General features: G+C 67.3%; 14 protein-coding genes and 1 riboswitch. Of the genes, 2 read left to right on the top strand and 12 right to left on the bottom strand.

Translation table 11 applies throughout. The features are described 5' to 3' along the window. Positions 1-31 precede the first annotated feature (31 nt). Both AC3G88_RS05150 and AC3G88_RS05145 read right to left on the bottom strand, forming a co-directional pair. Positions 32-1,786: an FAD-dependent oxidoreductase gene (locus AC3G88_RS05150; RefSeq protein WP_488770799.1), complete on the bottom strand. Its 1,755-nt coding sequence runs from the start codon at positions 1,784-1,786 to the stop codon at positions 32-34. A gap of 202 nt (positions 1,787-1,988) precedes the next feature. After that, the gene (locus AC3G88_RS05145) at positions 1,989-2,948 is read right to left on the bottom strand and encodes an MBL fold metallo-hydrolase (protein ID WP_488893166.1); all 960 of its coding nucleotides are present in this window, start codon (positions 2,946-2,948) and stop codon (positions 1,989-1,991) included. 263 nt (positions 2,949-3,211) lie between these two features. Here AC3G88_RS05145 and AC3G88_RS05140 point away from each other — a divergent pair, with 263 nt between their 5' ends. Next, a complete protein-coding gene (locus AC3G88_RS05140; RefSeq protein ID WP_488770798.1) occupies positions 3,212-3,994 on the top strand; it encodes an IclR family transcriptional regulator in 783 nt (260 codons plus the stop codon). Further along, complete coding sequence (locus AC3G88_RS05135; protein WP_488893165.1) at positions 3,991-4,788, top strand: IclR family transcriptional regulator; 798 nt, start codon at positions 3,991-3,993, stop codon at positions 4,786-4,788. The genes AC3G88_RS05140 and AC3G88_RS05135 overlap by 4 nt, the downstream gene beginning before the upstream one ends. A 42-nt stretch (positions 4,789-4,830) precedes the next feature. Here AC3G88_RS05135 and AC3G88_RS05130 read toward each other — a convergent pair whose 3' ends face one another. The 10 genes from AC3G88_RS05130 to AC3G88_RS05085 form a co-directional block, all read right to left on the bottom strand. Next, positions 4,831-6,573, bottom strand: a complete 1,743-nt coding sequence (locus AC3G88_RS05130; RefSeq protein ID WP_488893164.1) for a SulP family inorganic anion transporter — start codon at positions 6,571-6,573, stop codon at positions 4,831-4,833. A 218-nt stretch (positions 6,574-6,791) separates the two neighbouring features. Beyond that, entirely contained in the window at positions 6,792-7,559 is a 768-nt protein-coding gene (locus AC3G88_RS05125; RefSeq protein WP_488893163.1) for a DeoR/GlpR family DNA-binding transcription regulator, read from the bottom strand. A 129-nt stretch (positions 7,560-7,688) separates the two neighbouring features. After that, positions 7,689-9,911: a TonB-dependent receptor gene (locus AC3G88_RS05120; RefSeq protein ID WP_488893162.1), complete on the bottom strand. Its 2,223-nt coding sequence runs from the start codon at positions 9,909-9,911 to the stop codon at positions 7,689-7,691. Between the two features lie 33 nt (positions 9,912-9,944). Further along, a riboswitch (cobalamin riboswitch) is annotated at positions 9,945-10,203 on the bottom strand. Positions 10,204-10,309: 106 nt separating this feature from the next. Next, on the bottom strand, positions 10,310-11,059 hold the full coding sequence (locus AC3G88_RS05115; protein ID WP_488893346.1) for an amino acid ABC transporter ATP-binding protein: 750 nt from the start codon (positions 11,057-11,059) through the stop codon (positions 10,310-10,312). Between the two features lie 28 nt (positions 11,060-11,087). Beyond that, positions 11,088-11,741 (bottom strand): amino acid ABC transporter permease, encoded by a 654-nt coding sequence (locus tag AC3G88_RS05110; protein WP_488893161.1) that lies wholly within the window; start codon positions 11,739-11,741, stop codon positions 11,088-11,090. An 86-nt stretch (positions 11,742-11,827) separates the two neighbouring features. Then, positions 11,828-12,616 (bottom strand): amino acid ABC transporter substrate-binding protein, encoded by a 789-nt coding sequence (locus AC3G88_RS05105; RefSeq protein ID WP_488893160.1) that lies wholly within the window; start codon positions 12,614-12,616, stop codon positions 11,828-11,830. Between the two features lie 418 nt (positions 12,617-13,034). Beyond that, entirely contained in the window at positions 13,035-13,493 is a 459-nt protein-coding gene (locus AC3G88_RS05100; protein ID WP_488893159.1) for a chromate resistance protein ChrB domain-containing protein, read from the bottom strand. Between the two features lie 36 nt (positions 13,494-13,529). Further along, positions 13,530-14,729: a chromate transporter gene (locus tag AC3G88_RS05095; RefSeq protein WP_488770791.1), complete on the bottom strand. Its 1,200-nt coding sequence runs from the start codon at positions 14,727-14,729 to the stop codon at positions 13,530-13,532. 19 nt (positions 14,730-14,748) lie between these two features. Next, positions 14,749-15,717, bottom strand: a complete 969-nt coding sequence (locus AC3G88_RS05090; RefSeq protein ID WP_488893158.1) for a chromate resistance protein ChrB domain-containing protein — start codon at positions 15,715-15,717, stop codon at positions 14,749-14,751. Between the two features lie 81 nt (positions 15,718-15,798). Beyond that, positions 15,799-15,993, bottom strand: a complete 195-nt coding sequence (locus tag AC3G88_RS05085) for a hypothetical protein (protein ID WP_488893157.1) — start codon at positions 15,991-15,993, stop codon at positions 15,799-15,801. Between the last annotated feature and the right edge of the window lie 137 nt (positions 15,994-16,130).

Here is a 16,130-nt window from a genome sequence, read left to right as displayed (position 1 = left end):
CTGTCTCCTTCGGTTGGCTGGGTTCAGGGCTTCAGGCCAGGGCCGCTGCCTGCACCGGGGCGGAGGGCGTCAGGGTCCGGGATACCGGCGCATTGCCGGTGGCACGGGCCAGTGCAGCGGCGATGCCAGCCACATCGACACCGCGCCAGCGCGCGCAAACGTGCTGGTCCGGCCGGATCAGGTAGCAGGTGCCGGCACGCGCGTCGTAGCGGCTGGCGGCCAGGCCTTCGGCATCGCGCAGCACCGTGGCGCCGGGCCACGCCTGTGCCGATGCCGAAATGGCCGGGTCGGTGACAAACACCACGCGCAGCGGAATGCCGCCCTGCTGCAGCGTGCGCAGCGCCTCGGCCTGCGCGGCATCGAGCCCGGCCGGCGGGCCGAACACCAGCACCACGAACGCGTTGCCCAGGTGCTGCAGCAGCCACGGCTTGCCGGCCGCATCGGCAACCGGTGCGTCCACGCATGCCGCCCCCGGCGCCATGGCGCCGCCGAATGCATCGGCATCGGCCGTGTTGAGCGTCGAATCGTGCAGCACCGCCGGCACCGACAGACGACCGCTGTTGACCAGCTGCCGCGCGAACGCGTGATCGCGCGCGAGCGTCAGCACGGCATCGCGGAACACCCGGCTGACCGCGCTCTTCGGCGTGATGAAATCGGTGGCGCGCGTGGAATTGCGAATGTTCTCGTCGGCCGCGTATTCGCGTTCGCTGGCGTAGGTGTCCAGCAGGCTGTCGGGCGCCTTGCCCTGCAGCACATAGGCCAGTTTCCAGGCCAGGTTCTCGGCGTCCTGCACGCCGCTGTTGGCGCCACGCGCGCCGAACGGGGACACCCCGTGCGCGGCATCGCCGGCAAACAGCACGCGGCCATGGCGGAAGCTGTCCATGCGCACGCAGGCAAACGTGTAGACGCTGACCCATTCGAGTTCGAACTTCGCGTCGGGGCCCAGCAGCGCCTGCACGCGGGGGATCACGCGCTCGGGCGCCTTCTCGGCCACGGGGTCGGCATCCCAGCCCAGCTGGAAGTCGATGCGCCAGACGTTGTCGGGCTGGCGGTGCAGCAGCACCGACTGGTTCGGATGGAACGGCGGATCGAACCAGAACCAGCGTTCGGCCGGAAACGGCGCCTCCATCTTCACATCGGCAATCAGGAAGCGGTCGCGGAACGTGTGGCCATGGCTTTCCTGCCCCAGCATCTTGCGCAGCGGGCTGCGCGAGCCGTCGGCCGCCACCACGTAGCGGCCGCACAGCGTGTAGCAGCCGTCGGGGGTCTCGATGGTCAGCGCCACGTGGTCCGGGTGCTGCGCCACGGCCACGGCGCGGCTCTTCCAGCGGATGTCGATATTGGGCATCGCCCGCGCGCAATCGAGCAGGTAGCCCTCGACGTAATACTGCTGCAGGTTGATGAATGCCGGACGACGATGGCCGGCCTCGGGCAGCAGGTCGAACGCGTAGATCTGGCGGTCCTGCAGGAACACCTTGCCCACATGCCAGCGCACGCCCTTGTCGACCATGCGGTCGCCGCAGCCCAGGCGGTCGAAGATGTCCAGCGTGCGCTTGGCAAAGCAGATCGCCCGCGAGCCGGTGGACAGCGTGCAGTCGTCATCGACCAGCACCACCGGCACGTCGTGGCGCGCCAGGTCGATCGCGGTGGCCAGCCCCACCGGCCCCGCGCCCACCACGATCACGGGATGCGGGCCCTCGGCCCGGTGGCCCGGCTGCTGCTCGGCACAGGGCATGTAGGCATACGTCTGCTTCTGGTAGTCGATGTCGACTTCGGTACTGCTCATGGTGTCTCCGTCCACTTGTATGTGGTTGCGTTCTTTTGCTCCGCTGTCCCGCGACGTGGAAGAGCGGTTGGGGGAGAGGGGCTGGCGGTTCCGCCTGCTACCCGTGGCCAAGGGAACTGCCCTGCCCTCTCCCCCGCCCCTCTCCCGCCGTGCGGGAGAGGGGAGAAAACCATCGCACCGGCTTGCACCGGCTTATGCCGGCTTACGCCTGCAACGCCGCCCACATCTCCTGATCGCGCTGCGCCGTCCAGATGCGCGGATGCGTGATGCCGGACGCCTCGTCGAACGCGCGCGACACGTCGAACGGCAGGCAGTGCTCGTAGATGAATACGTGGCCGAACTTCGGGTCCATCAACTTGCGCGTATGCGCCATGGCGGCCTTCAGGTCGAGCTTGTCGGCCACGGCTTCGCGGCCGGCCTGCAGCAGTGTGGAGACGAAATCCTTGGTGTAGGCCAGACCCTTGGCCACGTCGGCCGGGGTGGTCAGCGCGGGGCCGCGGCCCGGCACCAGCTTTTCGGGCTGCAGCGCGGCCAGCGCGTCCAGCGTGGCCGGCCATTGTTCGAGCTGGGCGTCGCCGCAGTAGCAGGCGGCGTCGTACTCCACCAGGTCGCCCGAGAACAGCACCTTCTGCTGCGGCAGCCACACCACGGTGTCGCCCTTGGTGTGGCCGGCGCCCAGGTGGGCGATGCGCACTTCGAGCTTGCCCATGAACAGCGTGATCTCGCGCTCGAAGACCAGCGTCGGCCAGGTCAGGCCCGGCACGGTTTCCACGCCGGCGAACAGGCGCGGAAAGCGTTCGATCTCGGATTTCATGTCGGCCTCGCCGCGCTCCACGATCATCTCGTAGGTGCCCCGGCTGGCCATGACCTGCTGCGCGCCCTCGGCAAAGTAGGCCGACGCGCCCAGCACGCGCACCGCGTGGTAGTGCGACAGCACCACGTACTTGATCGGCTTGTCGGTGATCTCGCGGATGCGGGCAATCAGGTCCTGCGCCATGGCCGGCGTGGCGGTGGTGTCCACGATCATCACGCCGTCGTCGCCAATGATCACGCCCGAATTGGGATCGCCCTCGGCCGTATAGGCCCAGGCGTTTTCCGAAAGCTGGGTGAAGGTGATCTGCTTGGCTTCCAGGTCGGCCTGGGATGCGAATGCTTTTGCCATGTCTGCCTCGTTGTCTTGTGTAGGGGGATGGGTCGGGCGATCACGCGGGGGATCGGCGTGAATGAATCTTAGGAAGACGGCTATTTTTAGTCAATGGCAAATACGATTGCTATTTGCTAAATTACCCGCCAAGCCTTGTCGCAGCGTAGGGGACGCGGGAAAACCCCGATGCCGAGGCGCCGCGACAAGCGCCTGACAGGCCGCCCGCTGGCGATGCATCGCGTACCATTGGGCTCTTTCCGACAGACAGGCAGCACGCAGGCATGGCAAGACCCCCGGGCGAATCCGCCGGCAAGACACAACGCGGCATCCAGAGCGTGGAGGTGGGCGGCCGCCTGCTGCAGGCGCTGGCCGATGCGCGCCGGCCGCTGGCCCTGGCCGAACTGGCCGCCGCCGCGCAACTGGCGCCGGCGCAGGCGCATACCTATCTGGTCAGCCTGACGCGCCTGGGGCTCATCAAGCGCGATCATCTCGACGGCAGCTACGAACCGGGGCCGCTGGCCTTGCGCCTGGGCATGCTGCATCTGGACCACACGCCGGCGTACCGGGCGGCCGTGCCGCCCGTGCAGGCGCTGGCCTCGGCCATCGGCTGGAACGTGGCCGTCAGCCTGCCCACGCCGCAGGGGCCGACCATCGTCCATTACGCGTCCGCCGGGTCGCCGCTGCACGTCAACCTGCACGTGGGTACGGTCATGGCCCTGGCCACCACGGCCACCGGCCGCACGTACTGCGCGTTCCAGCCGCCAGCGCACTGGCAGCCGATCTGGCGCCAGCAAGAGGCTGGTGCGTCTTCCGCGGATGCCCTGCCCGCCTTCATGGATCAACTGGCCGCCGTGCGCCAGCGCGGCATGGAACGCAGCATCGATACGCCCAGCCCGGCAGTCAGCAGCCTGGCGATGCCGCTGGTCGATGCCGACGGCACGCTGCGCCTGGTACTGACCGCCATCGGCTCCACGGGCGCCATCGACGTCGACTGGCAAGGCCCGGTGGCACGCATGCTGCGCGGGGCCATCGACGACATCGCGCGGGCAATGGAGGCGACATGACCGAACTGGAAGAGAGCAAACCCCAGCGCGGCATCCAGTCGCTCGACAATACCGGCCAGTTGCTCAATGCGCTGGCCGACGCCGGCCGTCCGCTATCGCTGGGCGAACTGGCGCGCGCCGCCGGCATGGCGCCGGCCAAGGCGTTCCCGCATCTGGTCAGCCTGCAGAAGATCGGCCTGCTGACGCGCAATGCCGACGGCGACTTCGAGGCCGGCATGCTGGCGCTGGAAATGGGCCTGGTGGCGCTGCAGCGCCTGTCGCCCACGCGCGAGGCCGAGCCCGAGGTGGTGGCGCTGGCGCATGCCACGGGCCTGTCGGTGGCGATGGCGGTGTTCGGCCCTCTGGGGCCCACGGTGATCCGGCTGGAAGAAGCGTTGCGTCCGCAGCACGTCAGCCTGCGCGTGGGCACGGTGCTGTCGATGGTCAACACGGCCATCGGCCGCACGTTTGCCGCCCATCTGCCCGATGACGTATTGACCCAGGCGCTGGCGCAGGATGCGATCCGCATGGCGGGTGTGCCCGTGGATGCGGCGATCCGGCAGGCCGCCATCCCGCGCTGGCGCCAGATCCGCGACGACGGCATCGACAACGCCGTCAGCCGCCCCGTGCCCGGCATCGACACCCTGGCCGCCCCGGTGTTCGACCACACCGGCGCGCTGGCGCTGGTCATCGCCGTGATGGGCAGCAGCGGCAGCTTCGACAGCGCGCTGGACAGCGAGGTGGCCCAGCTGGTCAGGCAGGCGGCGCGGCGGTTGTCGTGGCGGTTCGGGGCGATGGGCGCCAGCGGGGGCTGACGCGGCGTACCCCCCAGCCGCTGGCCGTGCCTCGCCCCATCGTCATTCGTCCAGTTTCCGTGCGCCGATGCTGGCCAGATAGTCGTCCACGGCGCTGCCCACGGTGGGATGGAAACAGGCGTTGGAGAATGTCTCCGTCAGCTCGAAGCGCCGCAGCTTGTCTCGGACAGGGTCCTTCATTTCCGCGAAATGCAGGGCCACGCCGTCCTGGGCCAGGTTCTGGCTCAGTTCGCGCAGCATGTCGGCCGACGTGACGTCCACGCTGGTGACCGGCTCGGCCGCCACCACCACCCAGCGCACCGGCTTCGGCGCCGCCTCCACGGCCTCCGTCAGGCGCTGCTGGAACAGTTCGGCATTGGCAAAGAACAGCGGCGCGTCCCACCGGAACAGCACCAGCCCGTCGATCAGCGCCGCATGGGGATAGCGTTTCAGGTCGTGGTAGCCGCGCAGGCCCGGCACCCGGCCCAGTACCGCGAAATGCGGCCGCCAGCCGTCCCACAGGAATTCGATCACGGCCAGGACCACGGCCAGGCAGATGCCGGGAATCGTGCCGAATACGGCCACGGCGGCAAAGCACAGCATCGACAGCCAGAACTCCCACTGCTGGATGCGATAGATGCGCTGCAGATCCTTGAACTCGAACAGCCCGCTGGCCGCCGCGATCACCACGGCGGCCAGCGCGCTGTTGGGCAGGTAGCGCAGCAGATTGGGCGCCACCAGCAGCAGGGCCGCCACGGCAATGGCGCCGACCACGCCAGTCAGCTGCGTGCGGGCGCCGGCTGCCTCGGCCACCGGCGTGCGCGACGCGCTGCTGCTGATCGGAAACCCCTGGAACAGCCCGGTCGCCAGGTTGGCCACGCCCAGGCCCACCATCTCCTGATTCGGGTCCACCCGCGTATGGGTGCGCGCGGCATAGGTGCGCGACAGCACGCTAGTATCGGCAAAGGCGATCAGCGCCACGGCACAGCCGCCCAGTGCGATGCGGACGATATCCACGCCGCTGAACCACGGTAGCGCGAAGGTCGGCAACCCCTGCGGGATTTCGCCCAGCACCTTCACGCCGTGGTGATCGAGCCGGAACACACTGACCGCCAGCGTGGCCAGCACCACGGCGATCAGGATGCCCGGCACGCGCTCGAATCGCTTCAGGAACAGGATCAGCACCAGGCTGGCCGCGCCCACGGCAAAGCTGTACCAGTTGGCCTTGCCATCGGCGATGGCCTGCGCCAGCCACCACAGCTCGCGCAGCGGCCCGGCATCGTCGACCTTGATGGCGAACAGCTTTGGCAACTGGCTGACCAGCACCGTCAGGGCGATGCCATTCATATAGCCGTAGCGGATCGGCTTGGACAGCAGTTCGGTAATGAACCCCAGCCGCAGCAGGCCCAGCACGATGCAGAACAGGCCGGCCACGATGGCCATCAGGCTGGCGGTGGCCACGGCGCGCATCGGGTCGCCGCCGGACATGCCAACCACCACCGCCAGGATCGGCGCGGCCAGCGCGGAATCGGGCCCCAGCACCAGGATGCGGCTCGGCCCGAACAGCGCGTAGGCCAGCAGCGGGATGATCGTCGCGTAGAGCCCGTACACGCCCGGCACGCCCGACGCCTCGGCATAGGCGATACCCACCGGCACCAGCATCGTCGTCAGCACGAGCCCCGCCGCCAGGTCACGCGGCAGCCAGGCTGCCTCGTAGGTGCGCAGCATGGCCAGGCCGGGCAGCCAGCGCAGCCAGTGGGGGGCCGGCGGGTGGGCGGGCGTTGGAGTAGGCGCGGTGGATGCCATGGGACCCTTTTTTGTGGTGGTGACACGCCGGAGATCGGTGTGATTCAGCATAGGTCCCGCATGCGCCAAAGCAAGCGCACGAATGTGGCGCATGACACACCCCCTCAACTCGCGGACGGCCCTGCCCCTTGGGCGGGCCGGGCGATCACGCCGTCAATCGCGGCGATCCGGTATCCGGGACGAAGGAAGACGCCAGGTGAGTCGGCGGTGCCGGTGGCTCAGCACAGGTGCAGCGCCACGCCGGCGCGCTCGCACAGGCCCGGCAACGTTGGCAGCGCGTCGGTGGCTTCGGCGTCCGTGAACAGGTGGTCGATCTGGTCCAGGCCAGCCACGCGGCACGGCGCGTGGCGCAGGCACTTGCTGCTGTCGGCCAGCAGCACGCGCAGATGGCTGTGCGACAGCAACACCTGGCTAAATTCGGCCTCCTCCGGCTGGAATTCGTAGAACGTGCCGTCCGCGTCAATGCCGGCGGCGCTGCAGATCGCCACATGCGCACGAAAACGTCGTACAAAATCCAGGGTGGCACTGCCCATTACATCGAAATCGCCGGCACGCAGCCGTCCGCCCGTGACCCAGGTTTCGATGCGGGGCTTGTCGGCCAAGGCATGCACGGCACCCAGGTTGTTGGTGATCACGCGCAGCGGCAGGTCGTCCGGCAGGGCGCGGGCAAAGTCGGCCACCGTGGTGCCATAGCCCAGGAACACCGTGGCATCGGCCTCGACGATGCCAATGGCCGCCTCGGCAATGCGCCGCTTGCGCTCCACATGCGCGGTACTGCGTTGCAGGTAGCTGATGTTGTGCTGGCTGGCCGGCAAGCTCAGCCCGCCGTGCATGCGTCGCGCCAGCCCCTGCACGCTCAGTTCGTTGATGTCGCGCCGGATGGTCTGGCTGCTGACGCCAAAGCGGCTGGCCAGTTGTTCGGTACTGAGGTAGCCGGCATCATTCAGCCAGCCGAAGATTTCACGTTGCCGCAGGGTCAGGCTCATCGACGCTCATTCGCTCACGTTGCATGGTCGAACGAAAATGTAAGCGCGCGATATGACACTTCCGTGACAGTCTTGCCCTCCCGGCCTTTGAAGGGCGAGGCTGGGCGGCCACCGACCGCCCGACGCCACTCAGAAGTAGAAGTTTGCCGACAGTTCCGCCGAGCGCGGACGGCCCAGCAGCCACTGCTGGCCGCCGTTCGAGAACGATTCGGCGTAGTCGCGGTTGAACACGTTGTAGACGCGCAGCGTCAGCGCCGCCTGCCTGGTCACGCGCCACGACAGTGCGGTATCGACCGTCGTATAGCTCGGCACGCGCACCTTGTTCGCGGTGTCCGCGTAACGGCCGCCCACGTAGCGCAGGCCCGTGGCGAACGTCCACTGCGGCATGAAGTTCCAGCTCAGCCAGGCGTTGGCCGCCTGCTGCGGCACGCTGGTCGGCACATTGCCGGCACGCGACACCGCCACGCCTCCCACTGACTCGGTGAAGTCGTCGTAGCGTGCCCGCAGCACCGTGCCGTTGATGTCCAGGCGCAGGCCGCGCAGCACTTCCACGCTGGCCGATGCCTCCAGCCCGCGCGACGACTGCTCGCCCACCTGCTGGGTGATCGTCGGGTTGACCGGGTCGCGCGACAGCAGGTTGTTCTTGCGGATCTCGTAGGCCGCAACCGTCCATTCGCCGCGATGGCCCCAGAACGCCTGCTTCACCCCCACTTCCACCTGCTTGCCGGTAGCCAGCTCGAAATTGCGCTGTGCGTCGCTGGTCGTCACCAGCGAGCCAAGCGGATCGGTGGCCGTGGCGTACTGCGCGTAGACCGACAGCGCCGGCGTGAACTGGTACACCGTGCCCACGCGCCACGTGGTATTGGCGAAGGTTTTCTCCCAGCCCGTGTTGGCGACCAGATCGGTGCGATACAGCCGGGCGTGGTCGAAGCGCACGCCGCCGATCACCGACCACTGCGGCGTAAAGGAAATACGATGCTCGCCGAACAGCGCGTACTGCGTGGTGTGGGTCCGCAGGCGCGGCGAGGTGACGATGCCCGGCGGGCTGAAGAACATCCCCGGATCGAAGTCGTACGCATTGACCGTCGACGATCCGCCATACGGCGAATTGTTCGAATGCGTGAAGTTGATCTTGTTGATGTCGAAGCCGACCGTCGTGGCGTTCTCCAGCCCGAACAGCCGGCTCTTGACTGTCAGGTCCGCGCGATTGCCCACCTGCTCCTGGTCGTGCAGGATTTCCAGATAGTCGGTGCGGCGCACCTGCGAGGTTGCCGGCAGGAACGCGTAGGTCTCGCTATCGCGCCAATGCCGATGGCTGGTCAGGTAATAGAACTGGTTACGCACGGTGACGCGGTCGTTGGGCGTCCATTCGGCGTTCAGGCGCGTCCAGCGGTCGCGGTAGCTGATCTGGGCATCGCCGACGTTGTAGTTCTTCTTGCGCAGCGACGTGTCCAGGCTGCCGTTCACCAGCGGCACGCCGAAGTACTGCTGCGGATGCTGGGTGCCGTCGTCATAGGACAGCGTCAGGTTGAAGTCCGGATTGACGTCCAGCCGCACCGACGCCGACACCATCAGGTTGTTCGAATCCCCGCGATCGACCCAGCCGGCCGAGCGGTTGTACGCGGTGGCGAAGCGGTACGACAGGTTGTCGTTGACCTTGCCGCCGCTGTCGAACGCCACGCGCGCGGTCTTCCCGGTGCCGCCCGCGATCTGGAGTTCGTTCTCGATGGGCGCGCGGATCGGCTTCTTCTGCACCACGTTGACCACGCCACCGATGGCACCTTCGCCATACATGACCGATGCAGGCCCGCGCAGCACTTCGATGCGATCCACCGACCAGGTATCGAACGGAAACGTGACCGTGCCCGAGGCCACGTACATGCGCGTGCCGTCGAGCAGTTGCATGACCGAGCCCTGGCCGGCAAAGCCACGGGCCGCCAGCGACGTGCCGCCGTTGCCGGGCGCCGGGTTGCCCGTGATGCCGGTGGCGCGCGTCACCGCTTCCCGCACGGACTGGTCGCCACGTGCCCGGATCGTTTCGCCGCCGAGCACTTCGACGCTGGCCGGTGTTTCCAGCGGGGTCAGGCCCAGGCGGCTGCCCGTGTATTCGGGCGCGGACAGGGCCAGCCCGGGCGGGTCAAGCTGAGCCGCCCCGCTGACCGTGACGGCCGGCAGCGTGCCCGCCTTACGGTCGGAAGCGGCCTCCTGGGCCCATGCACCGGGGAAATTGAGGCTGGCGACGGTGCCAAGCGAGGCAGCCAGCAGATGTGGCCGGCGCGCACGCGCGGAGCCAGGGCGAAACGGAGCCGAGCGCAAGCGGCCGGCGGAATGCGCGGACAGATTGTGTGTCATCGTGAAGCCAGGCGACCCCGCCCGGGCAATGGATTTCGATGATGACAACAGGCCGGTATCCGGGCTTGCAGGGCGGCGCGTCTCGCGCCGGGATGCCATCGCCTTCCCGCGCCATGTGCTGGCGCAGTGACCGCCGACCCGGATGGATCGGCCTGACGGTTCCCAACCTGCTTACCGTTGCGGGGGCAGCACAGGCATGGCCGCTCTCGTCGAAATCTGGACGATCGGCGACGCACCTGTTTCCCGTTTAACCGGCGAATGGCTCGCCGGCACCTGCAGTCACGGTCGGCACACGAGGACCGTGTGCCGCGGTGCGCATTCTACCTGCAACAGTCTTGATACAAACGCGACAAAACGACACGCGCCAGGTGCGCCGGCCGCGGGGGCCGGCCCACGCCTCAGAACACGCGCGTCAGGAATTCCCGCGTCCGCGCCTGAACGGGCGCCCCGAACAGCTGCGCCGGCGGGCCCTCCTCGACCACCTTGCCGCCGTCCATGAAGACCACATGGCTGGCCACCTCGCGCGCGAAACCCATTTCGTGCGTGACCACCAGCATCGTCATGTGCTCGTCGGCCAGCTGGCGCATGGTGCGCAGCACTTCGCCGGTCAGTTCGGGGTCGAGCGCCGACGTGGGCTCGTCGAACAGCATGATGTCCGGCTCCATGGCCAGCGCGCGGGCAATCGCCACGCGCTGCTTCTGGCCGCCCGACAGACGCGACGGATAGCTGTCGCGCTTGTCGAACAGGCCGACCTTGCGCAGCAGATCCTCGGCCAGCGGCACGATGCGGTCGCGCGGCATGCCCTTGACCGTCATCGGGGCCTCGATCAGGTTCTGCAGCACGGTCAGGTGCGGGAACAGGTTGAACGACTGGAACACCATGCCCATCCTGGCGCAAATACGACGCAGATCGGCACCCTTGGCGTAGCGCACACCGCTGGCGTCGGTGGCCGCCAGCACTTCGCCCTCGATTTCCAGCGTGCCGCGGTCGATCAGTTCCAGATGGTTCATGCACCGCAGCAGCGTGCTCTTGCCCGAGCCCGACGGGCCGATGACGGCGGTCACGTCGCCCTTGCGCAGCGACAGCGACACGCCCTTCAGCACCTCCAGCGCGCCGAAGGACTTGTGAATGTCGCGGGCCGACACCATCAATGGGCGCTCGCGCACGCCGGCGTTCTCATTGATCGTATCTTGCATAGCGTTTTTCGAGGCGTTGGAAGAGCCACGTCAGAACCAGCGTCATCACCAGGTAAAACAGTGCGGCCACCAGGAACGGGGTTGTCGTGAAATCGCGCTGCACGATGCTGCGCGCCGTGCGCAGGACGTCATTGAGCGCCAGCACGTAGATCAGCGAGGTGTCCTTGACCAGCGTGATGGTCTCGTTGCTCACCGGGGGCAGCACGCGGCCGATCATCTGGGGCAGCACGATCCGGCGCATGGTCTGGAAGTAGCTCAGGCCCAGCGTCTTGCTGGCCTCGTACTGGCCGCGCTCCACCGACTGGATGCCGGCCCGGAAGATCTCGGCGAAGTACGCCGCGTAGTTCAGCGCGAACGCGACCACCGCAGCGGGGAAATCGGGCAGCCGGATGCCGACATACGGCACGAACGGCAGCGCGAAATAGATGAAAAGCATCTGCAGCATCAGCGGCGTGCCGCGCATCAGCCAGATATAGCCATTCACCAGGCCGCTGACCGGCGCCCACGCCGAAATCCGCAGCAGGGCCAGCGCCAGGCCCAGCGGCACCGACAGCCCGAGCGTGATGGCGAACAGGGTCAAGGTGACCTTGGCCCCTTCCATCATCGGAGGCAGGAGAGAAAGAACGTAGTCCATGCTGAAACATTACGATGCAGGTGCAACAGGGCCGGTGCAATTTGCTTGCTTTCCCGAACCCTGCGCCCCCTGCAAGGTGGCTGTCCTTACTTCGTGATGTCCGCGCCGAACCACTGGGTGGCGATGCGTGCGGCCGTGCCGTCCTGCTTCATCGCGGCCAGCGTCTTGTTCAGCTTGTCCAGCAGTTCGCCGTCGTCCTTGCGCACGCCCACGCCGTAGTCTTCGGTGCCGAAGTTCTCGGCCAGGATGCGGTATTCGCCGGCGCGCTTGCTGGCCAGGTAGCGGCCCACCACTTCGTCGACCACCACGGCGTCGAGGCGGCCTGCCGACAGGTCCATCAGCGCCGTCACATTGTCGCCAAACGACTTCAGTTCCTTCAGGCTGGCGGCCACGGCTGCCTCTTTCTTGATCGCGTCCACGGCGCTGCTGCCGTCCTGCGCGCCAACGATGCGGCCGGCCAGGTCGGCCTTGGTCTGGATCGGCGACTTTTCGGTCACGATGACGATCTGGTGGTTCGTCATGTACGGCGCGGTGAAGCTGATGTTCTTCTTGCGGTCCTCGGTGATCGTCAGGCCGTTCCACAGCACGTCAACGCGCTTGCCGTTCAGTTCGGCTTCCTTGGCGCTCCAGTCGATCGGCTTGAAATCCACCGTCATGCCAAGGCGCTGCGCCGCTTCCTTCGCCATGTCGATGTCGAAGCCGACCAGCTGGTTGTTGGCATCGCGGAAACCCATCGGCGGGAAGTTGTCGTCCAGGCCGACGACGATGCTGGTGCCCGCGCTGGCAGGCTTTGCCGCCGGCGTCGGGTCGCTCTTGCCGCAGGCGGCCAGCAACGAAAGACCGGAGATCAGGAGAACGGCTGCTATTTTTTTCATGATGTCGAGGAGAGATTAAGGGTGCGGCAACGCGTGCCGCCGCACCGATGGCAGGATCGCCGCCACCGGCACCATTCGCGCCCGTTGGCGCCGCTGGCGCTCACAGCCAGGCAAGGCCCGGGCGCCGCGCACAATTGCCCCGCCGCGCCGGGTTGTGGGCCGGCATGGTGTGAACATCGGGAAGTGGGCGCGGAATCCAGGCGATTCGGCAAGGCGATCCGCAGAGGTCGCTGAACGCGTGAGCTATCGGCCATCTGGCGTCCTGGCCCACCGGGTTGACCGATGGGCAGCGCCGGGTGGCCAGCCAACAGGCCGACATTCTACAGGGACGCACGGCGCGGCAGGCCGTGATCGGCGCCGCGCCTGATGTCATCCGTATTGTGATTGATACCTGAAAGGCACTTTTTGCGGGGATCGTTCAGGCCGGCAGGATCGGCGGCCAGTTGTGCGTCTCGGCCTGGCAGTGCTTGCACCAGGCGTACAGGGCGTCGTACATCACCATGCCCTGCCGCAGCATGTCATGGTCGTCGGCAAAGGTCTGCGACAGGCCCAGCGATATGGCATAGAGGCCGCCGGACTCGCGGGTGAGGTCCAGCCGCGACGTGTCGGCACCCCGGACGATGGCGGCAAGCTGGGCGAGCGAAGGGTCGGCCAGGCCGTACTTCTTGAGGAAGGCGTCGAAACTGCACAGGTCGCCTTCGTGCGACAGCTCGACGCCGGGTATGTCGTAGGGAATCGCCCCGCTGCGCTGCGCTTCGGCCAGTACGTCGCCGGCGGGTACATATAGAAACTCCGGCGAAGGATCGATAAACCGGGCCACCAGCCAGGGACAGGCAATCCGGTCGATCTTGGGGCGTTCTCGCGTGATCCATTTCATGATTGGCTCCTGAACATCCGCCGACGCCGGCTGACATCAGCCGCGCAGCAGCGGATAGACGATCAGCCCGATGACGGCCGCACCGAGCACGATCACCGGCTCTGGCAGTTTCTTGAAACGCCAGAGCAACAGCACGGTCACCACGGCCAGCGCCACGGTCGGGACATCGACCAGCGAGCGCCGGGCCAGCACGATCACGGCGCCCGTGATGGCGCCGACGGCCGCGGCCGTCACGCCGTCCACGAAGGCAATGATGGCCGGCCGCTTGCCGTACTTCTTGAAGTAAGGCGCCGGGATGACGGTAAACAGATAGCAGGGCAGGAACGTGGCCAGCGCGGCCACCACCGCGCCGGGCAGGCCGGCCACCAGATAGCCGATAAAGCCCACGGTAATCACCACGGGGCCGGGCGTGATCATGGCCACGGCCACGGCATCGACAAACTGCTTGTCATTGAGCCAGTGGTGCTCGGTCACCACGCCGCCGTACAGGAACGGCACGATGGCCAGCCCCGAGCCGAATACGAACGCCCCGGCCTTGGCGAAGAACACGCCGATCTGCATCAGCAGCGGCCAGTCCAGGCTGCTGGCGAACCCGCCGGCCATCGGCAACTGCGCGGCGGCGACGGCATTGACGCCCCGTTCGCGCAGCCACTTCGGCGGCGCGCGCCAGAACCACACCAGCAGCCCGGCGGCCAGGAACAGCCAGGCGATTTCGGATTCGGTAATCACCGTGACCGCGCCCAGCACCAGATAGATGCCCCACAGCAACGGGTCACGTCCCACGCTCTTGTTGGTCAGCTTGTACGCGCTGAGCGTGATGATGCCGATCACCGCCGCGCCGACGCCGTAGAACACCGACTGCATCCACGTCAGGCCGCCGAACTTCGTATAGGCCCAGCCCAGCGCCAGCACCATCAGGAACGACGGCAGCACAAAGGCAATGCCGACCAGCGTGGCGCCGACGATGCGGTAGTGGACATAGCCCAGATAGATGGCAAGCTGCGCGGCCATTGGCCCAGGCGCCAGTTGCGCCAGCGCGATGCCCTCCTTGTAGTCCCCATCGGTAATCCATTGCCTGCGCTCGACCAGATCGCGATGCATGTAGCCGGCCAGCGCCACCGGCCCGCCAAAGCCGAGCGTGCCCAGGCGCAGCATGTAGCAGACCAGCTGCCAGAGGCCATAGCGGGGGCCGTCCTGGCCGATGTCCCCAGTGGGGGTCGTGTCTTGCGGATTCATGTGCATCGTCCCCAGGGTGCTAACGTTTGCGGCGGCTGGCGCTGCCGTAGTGGGTGTAGAGGGAGTCCAGTACCGGGCTCATATCGCGCAGCAACGCGTCGTCGTCCGGCATACGGGTGCGTGCCCCGGTCAGCACGGCCTCGAAGCCGCTGGCCTCCGCGACCGGCGCCCCACCGACATCGAGCACGTGGATCAGCTGCGCCAGCTTGGCCAGCCCCTTGTCCTCGTCCAGCCCGAAGCTCGCCATCAGCACCTCGAACGACACGCGGTCGCCGATATGCGTGAACGTCGCGCCGTCGAAATCGAATCCGAGCGCATCGGCCGGGCACTGCCGCACGTCATCGAGCCACAGGAACCTGGCATGGGGGTCGATAAAACGCTGGATCAGCCAGGCGCACGCGACGCGGTCTACCCAGAGGTGCTTGCGCGTGGCCCAGCAGCGCCCCTGGTATTGCGTGGGATCGCGCCTGGCGATGGCACCGGAGACGCCGTGCGGCTCGCCGGGAGACAGCGCGGCATCCACGGCGGCATTGAAATCGCGCCACTTTGCCTCGGCAATCGCCGCGGGCTCGCCGGGGAAGAAGTCGATCTTCCGGATCGCGTCATAGCCACGTCCCAATCGGCGCGCGACGCGCAACAGCTCGGCTTCGCCCAGGCCCGTGATGGCCTCGCGGGCGGCTGCCAGTTCAGCGGTCCAGTCGGCATATTCGGCCGAACGATCGAACAGGCGCCGATAGTCGGCTTCCTGTTCCTGCGTGGCCACGACCGATAGCAGCCAGACCTTGCCATCCTGGTCCGCCGCATCGTCGGCAAGTGCCTGCAGCGGCGGCTGCAGTTCAGCCCGGTCGGGAACCAGGTAGACGCCATCGCGCAGCGCCGCGCCGCCCAGCGCCTTGATCGCGCGCCAGAACCGCATGCGGGCCGTGGCTGCCGACGTCGGCAGGCTGATGACCAGGAGCCGCCAGGTGGCGGAGTGAAAAGTGTCCATGCCGGGCATCGTAGATGGCCGCAACATGCACTTCAAGTCTGTCACAAGCTCTACAACGGGGGTACGCTCCCGGCCATGCGATCAATGCGCTACCCAGGCCAGTCCCGTCGGGGCGGGGCGCTTGCCGAGCGCGCTGCGGGCGACCAGGGCACACACCGCCAGCGTCCCGGCCAACATGCCAAGGGACGACGAGGTGTGCCCATGCGACGAGAATCCCGTCGCAAAGGCGACGGCGGCCATTTCCAGCTTGCGACCGATTTGTTGAGGGTGTGTCATGGCGGTTGCGCCTTTTGCCTATGCGCTTGTTCCGGGTGGCCCGGCTCCGATGCCGCGCCACCCATCGTAGGATTTCAGTACTCGATCACCGGCGCATGCACCGGCGCGATCGACGGATGAGCGCTTTGCGTGCGCTG

This window comes from Cupriavidus sp. 86D6 (genome assembly GCF_057815095.1).
The sequence above is the reverse complement of the archived record's forward strand: the minus strand, read 5'-3'. Positions and strand labels throughout refer to the sequence as shown.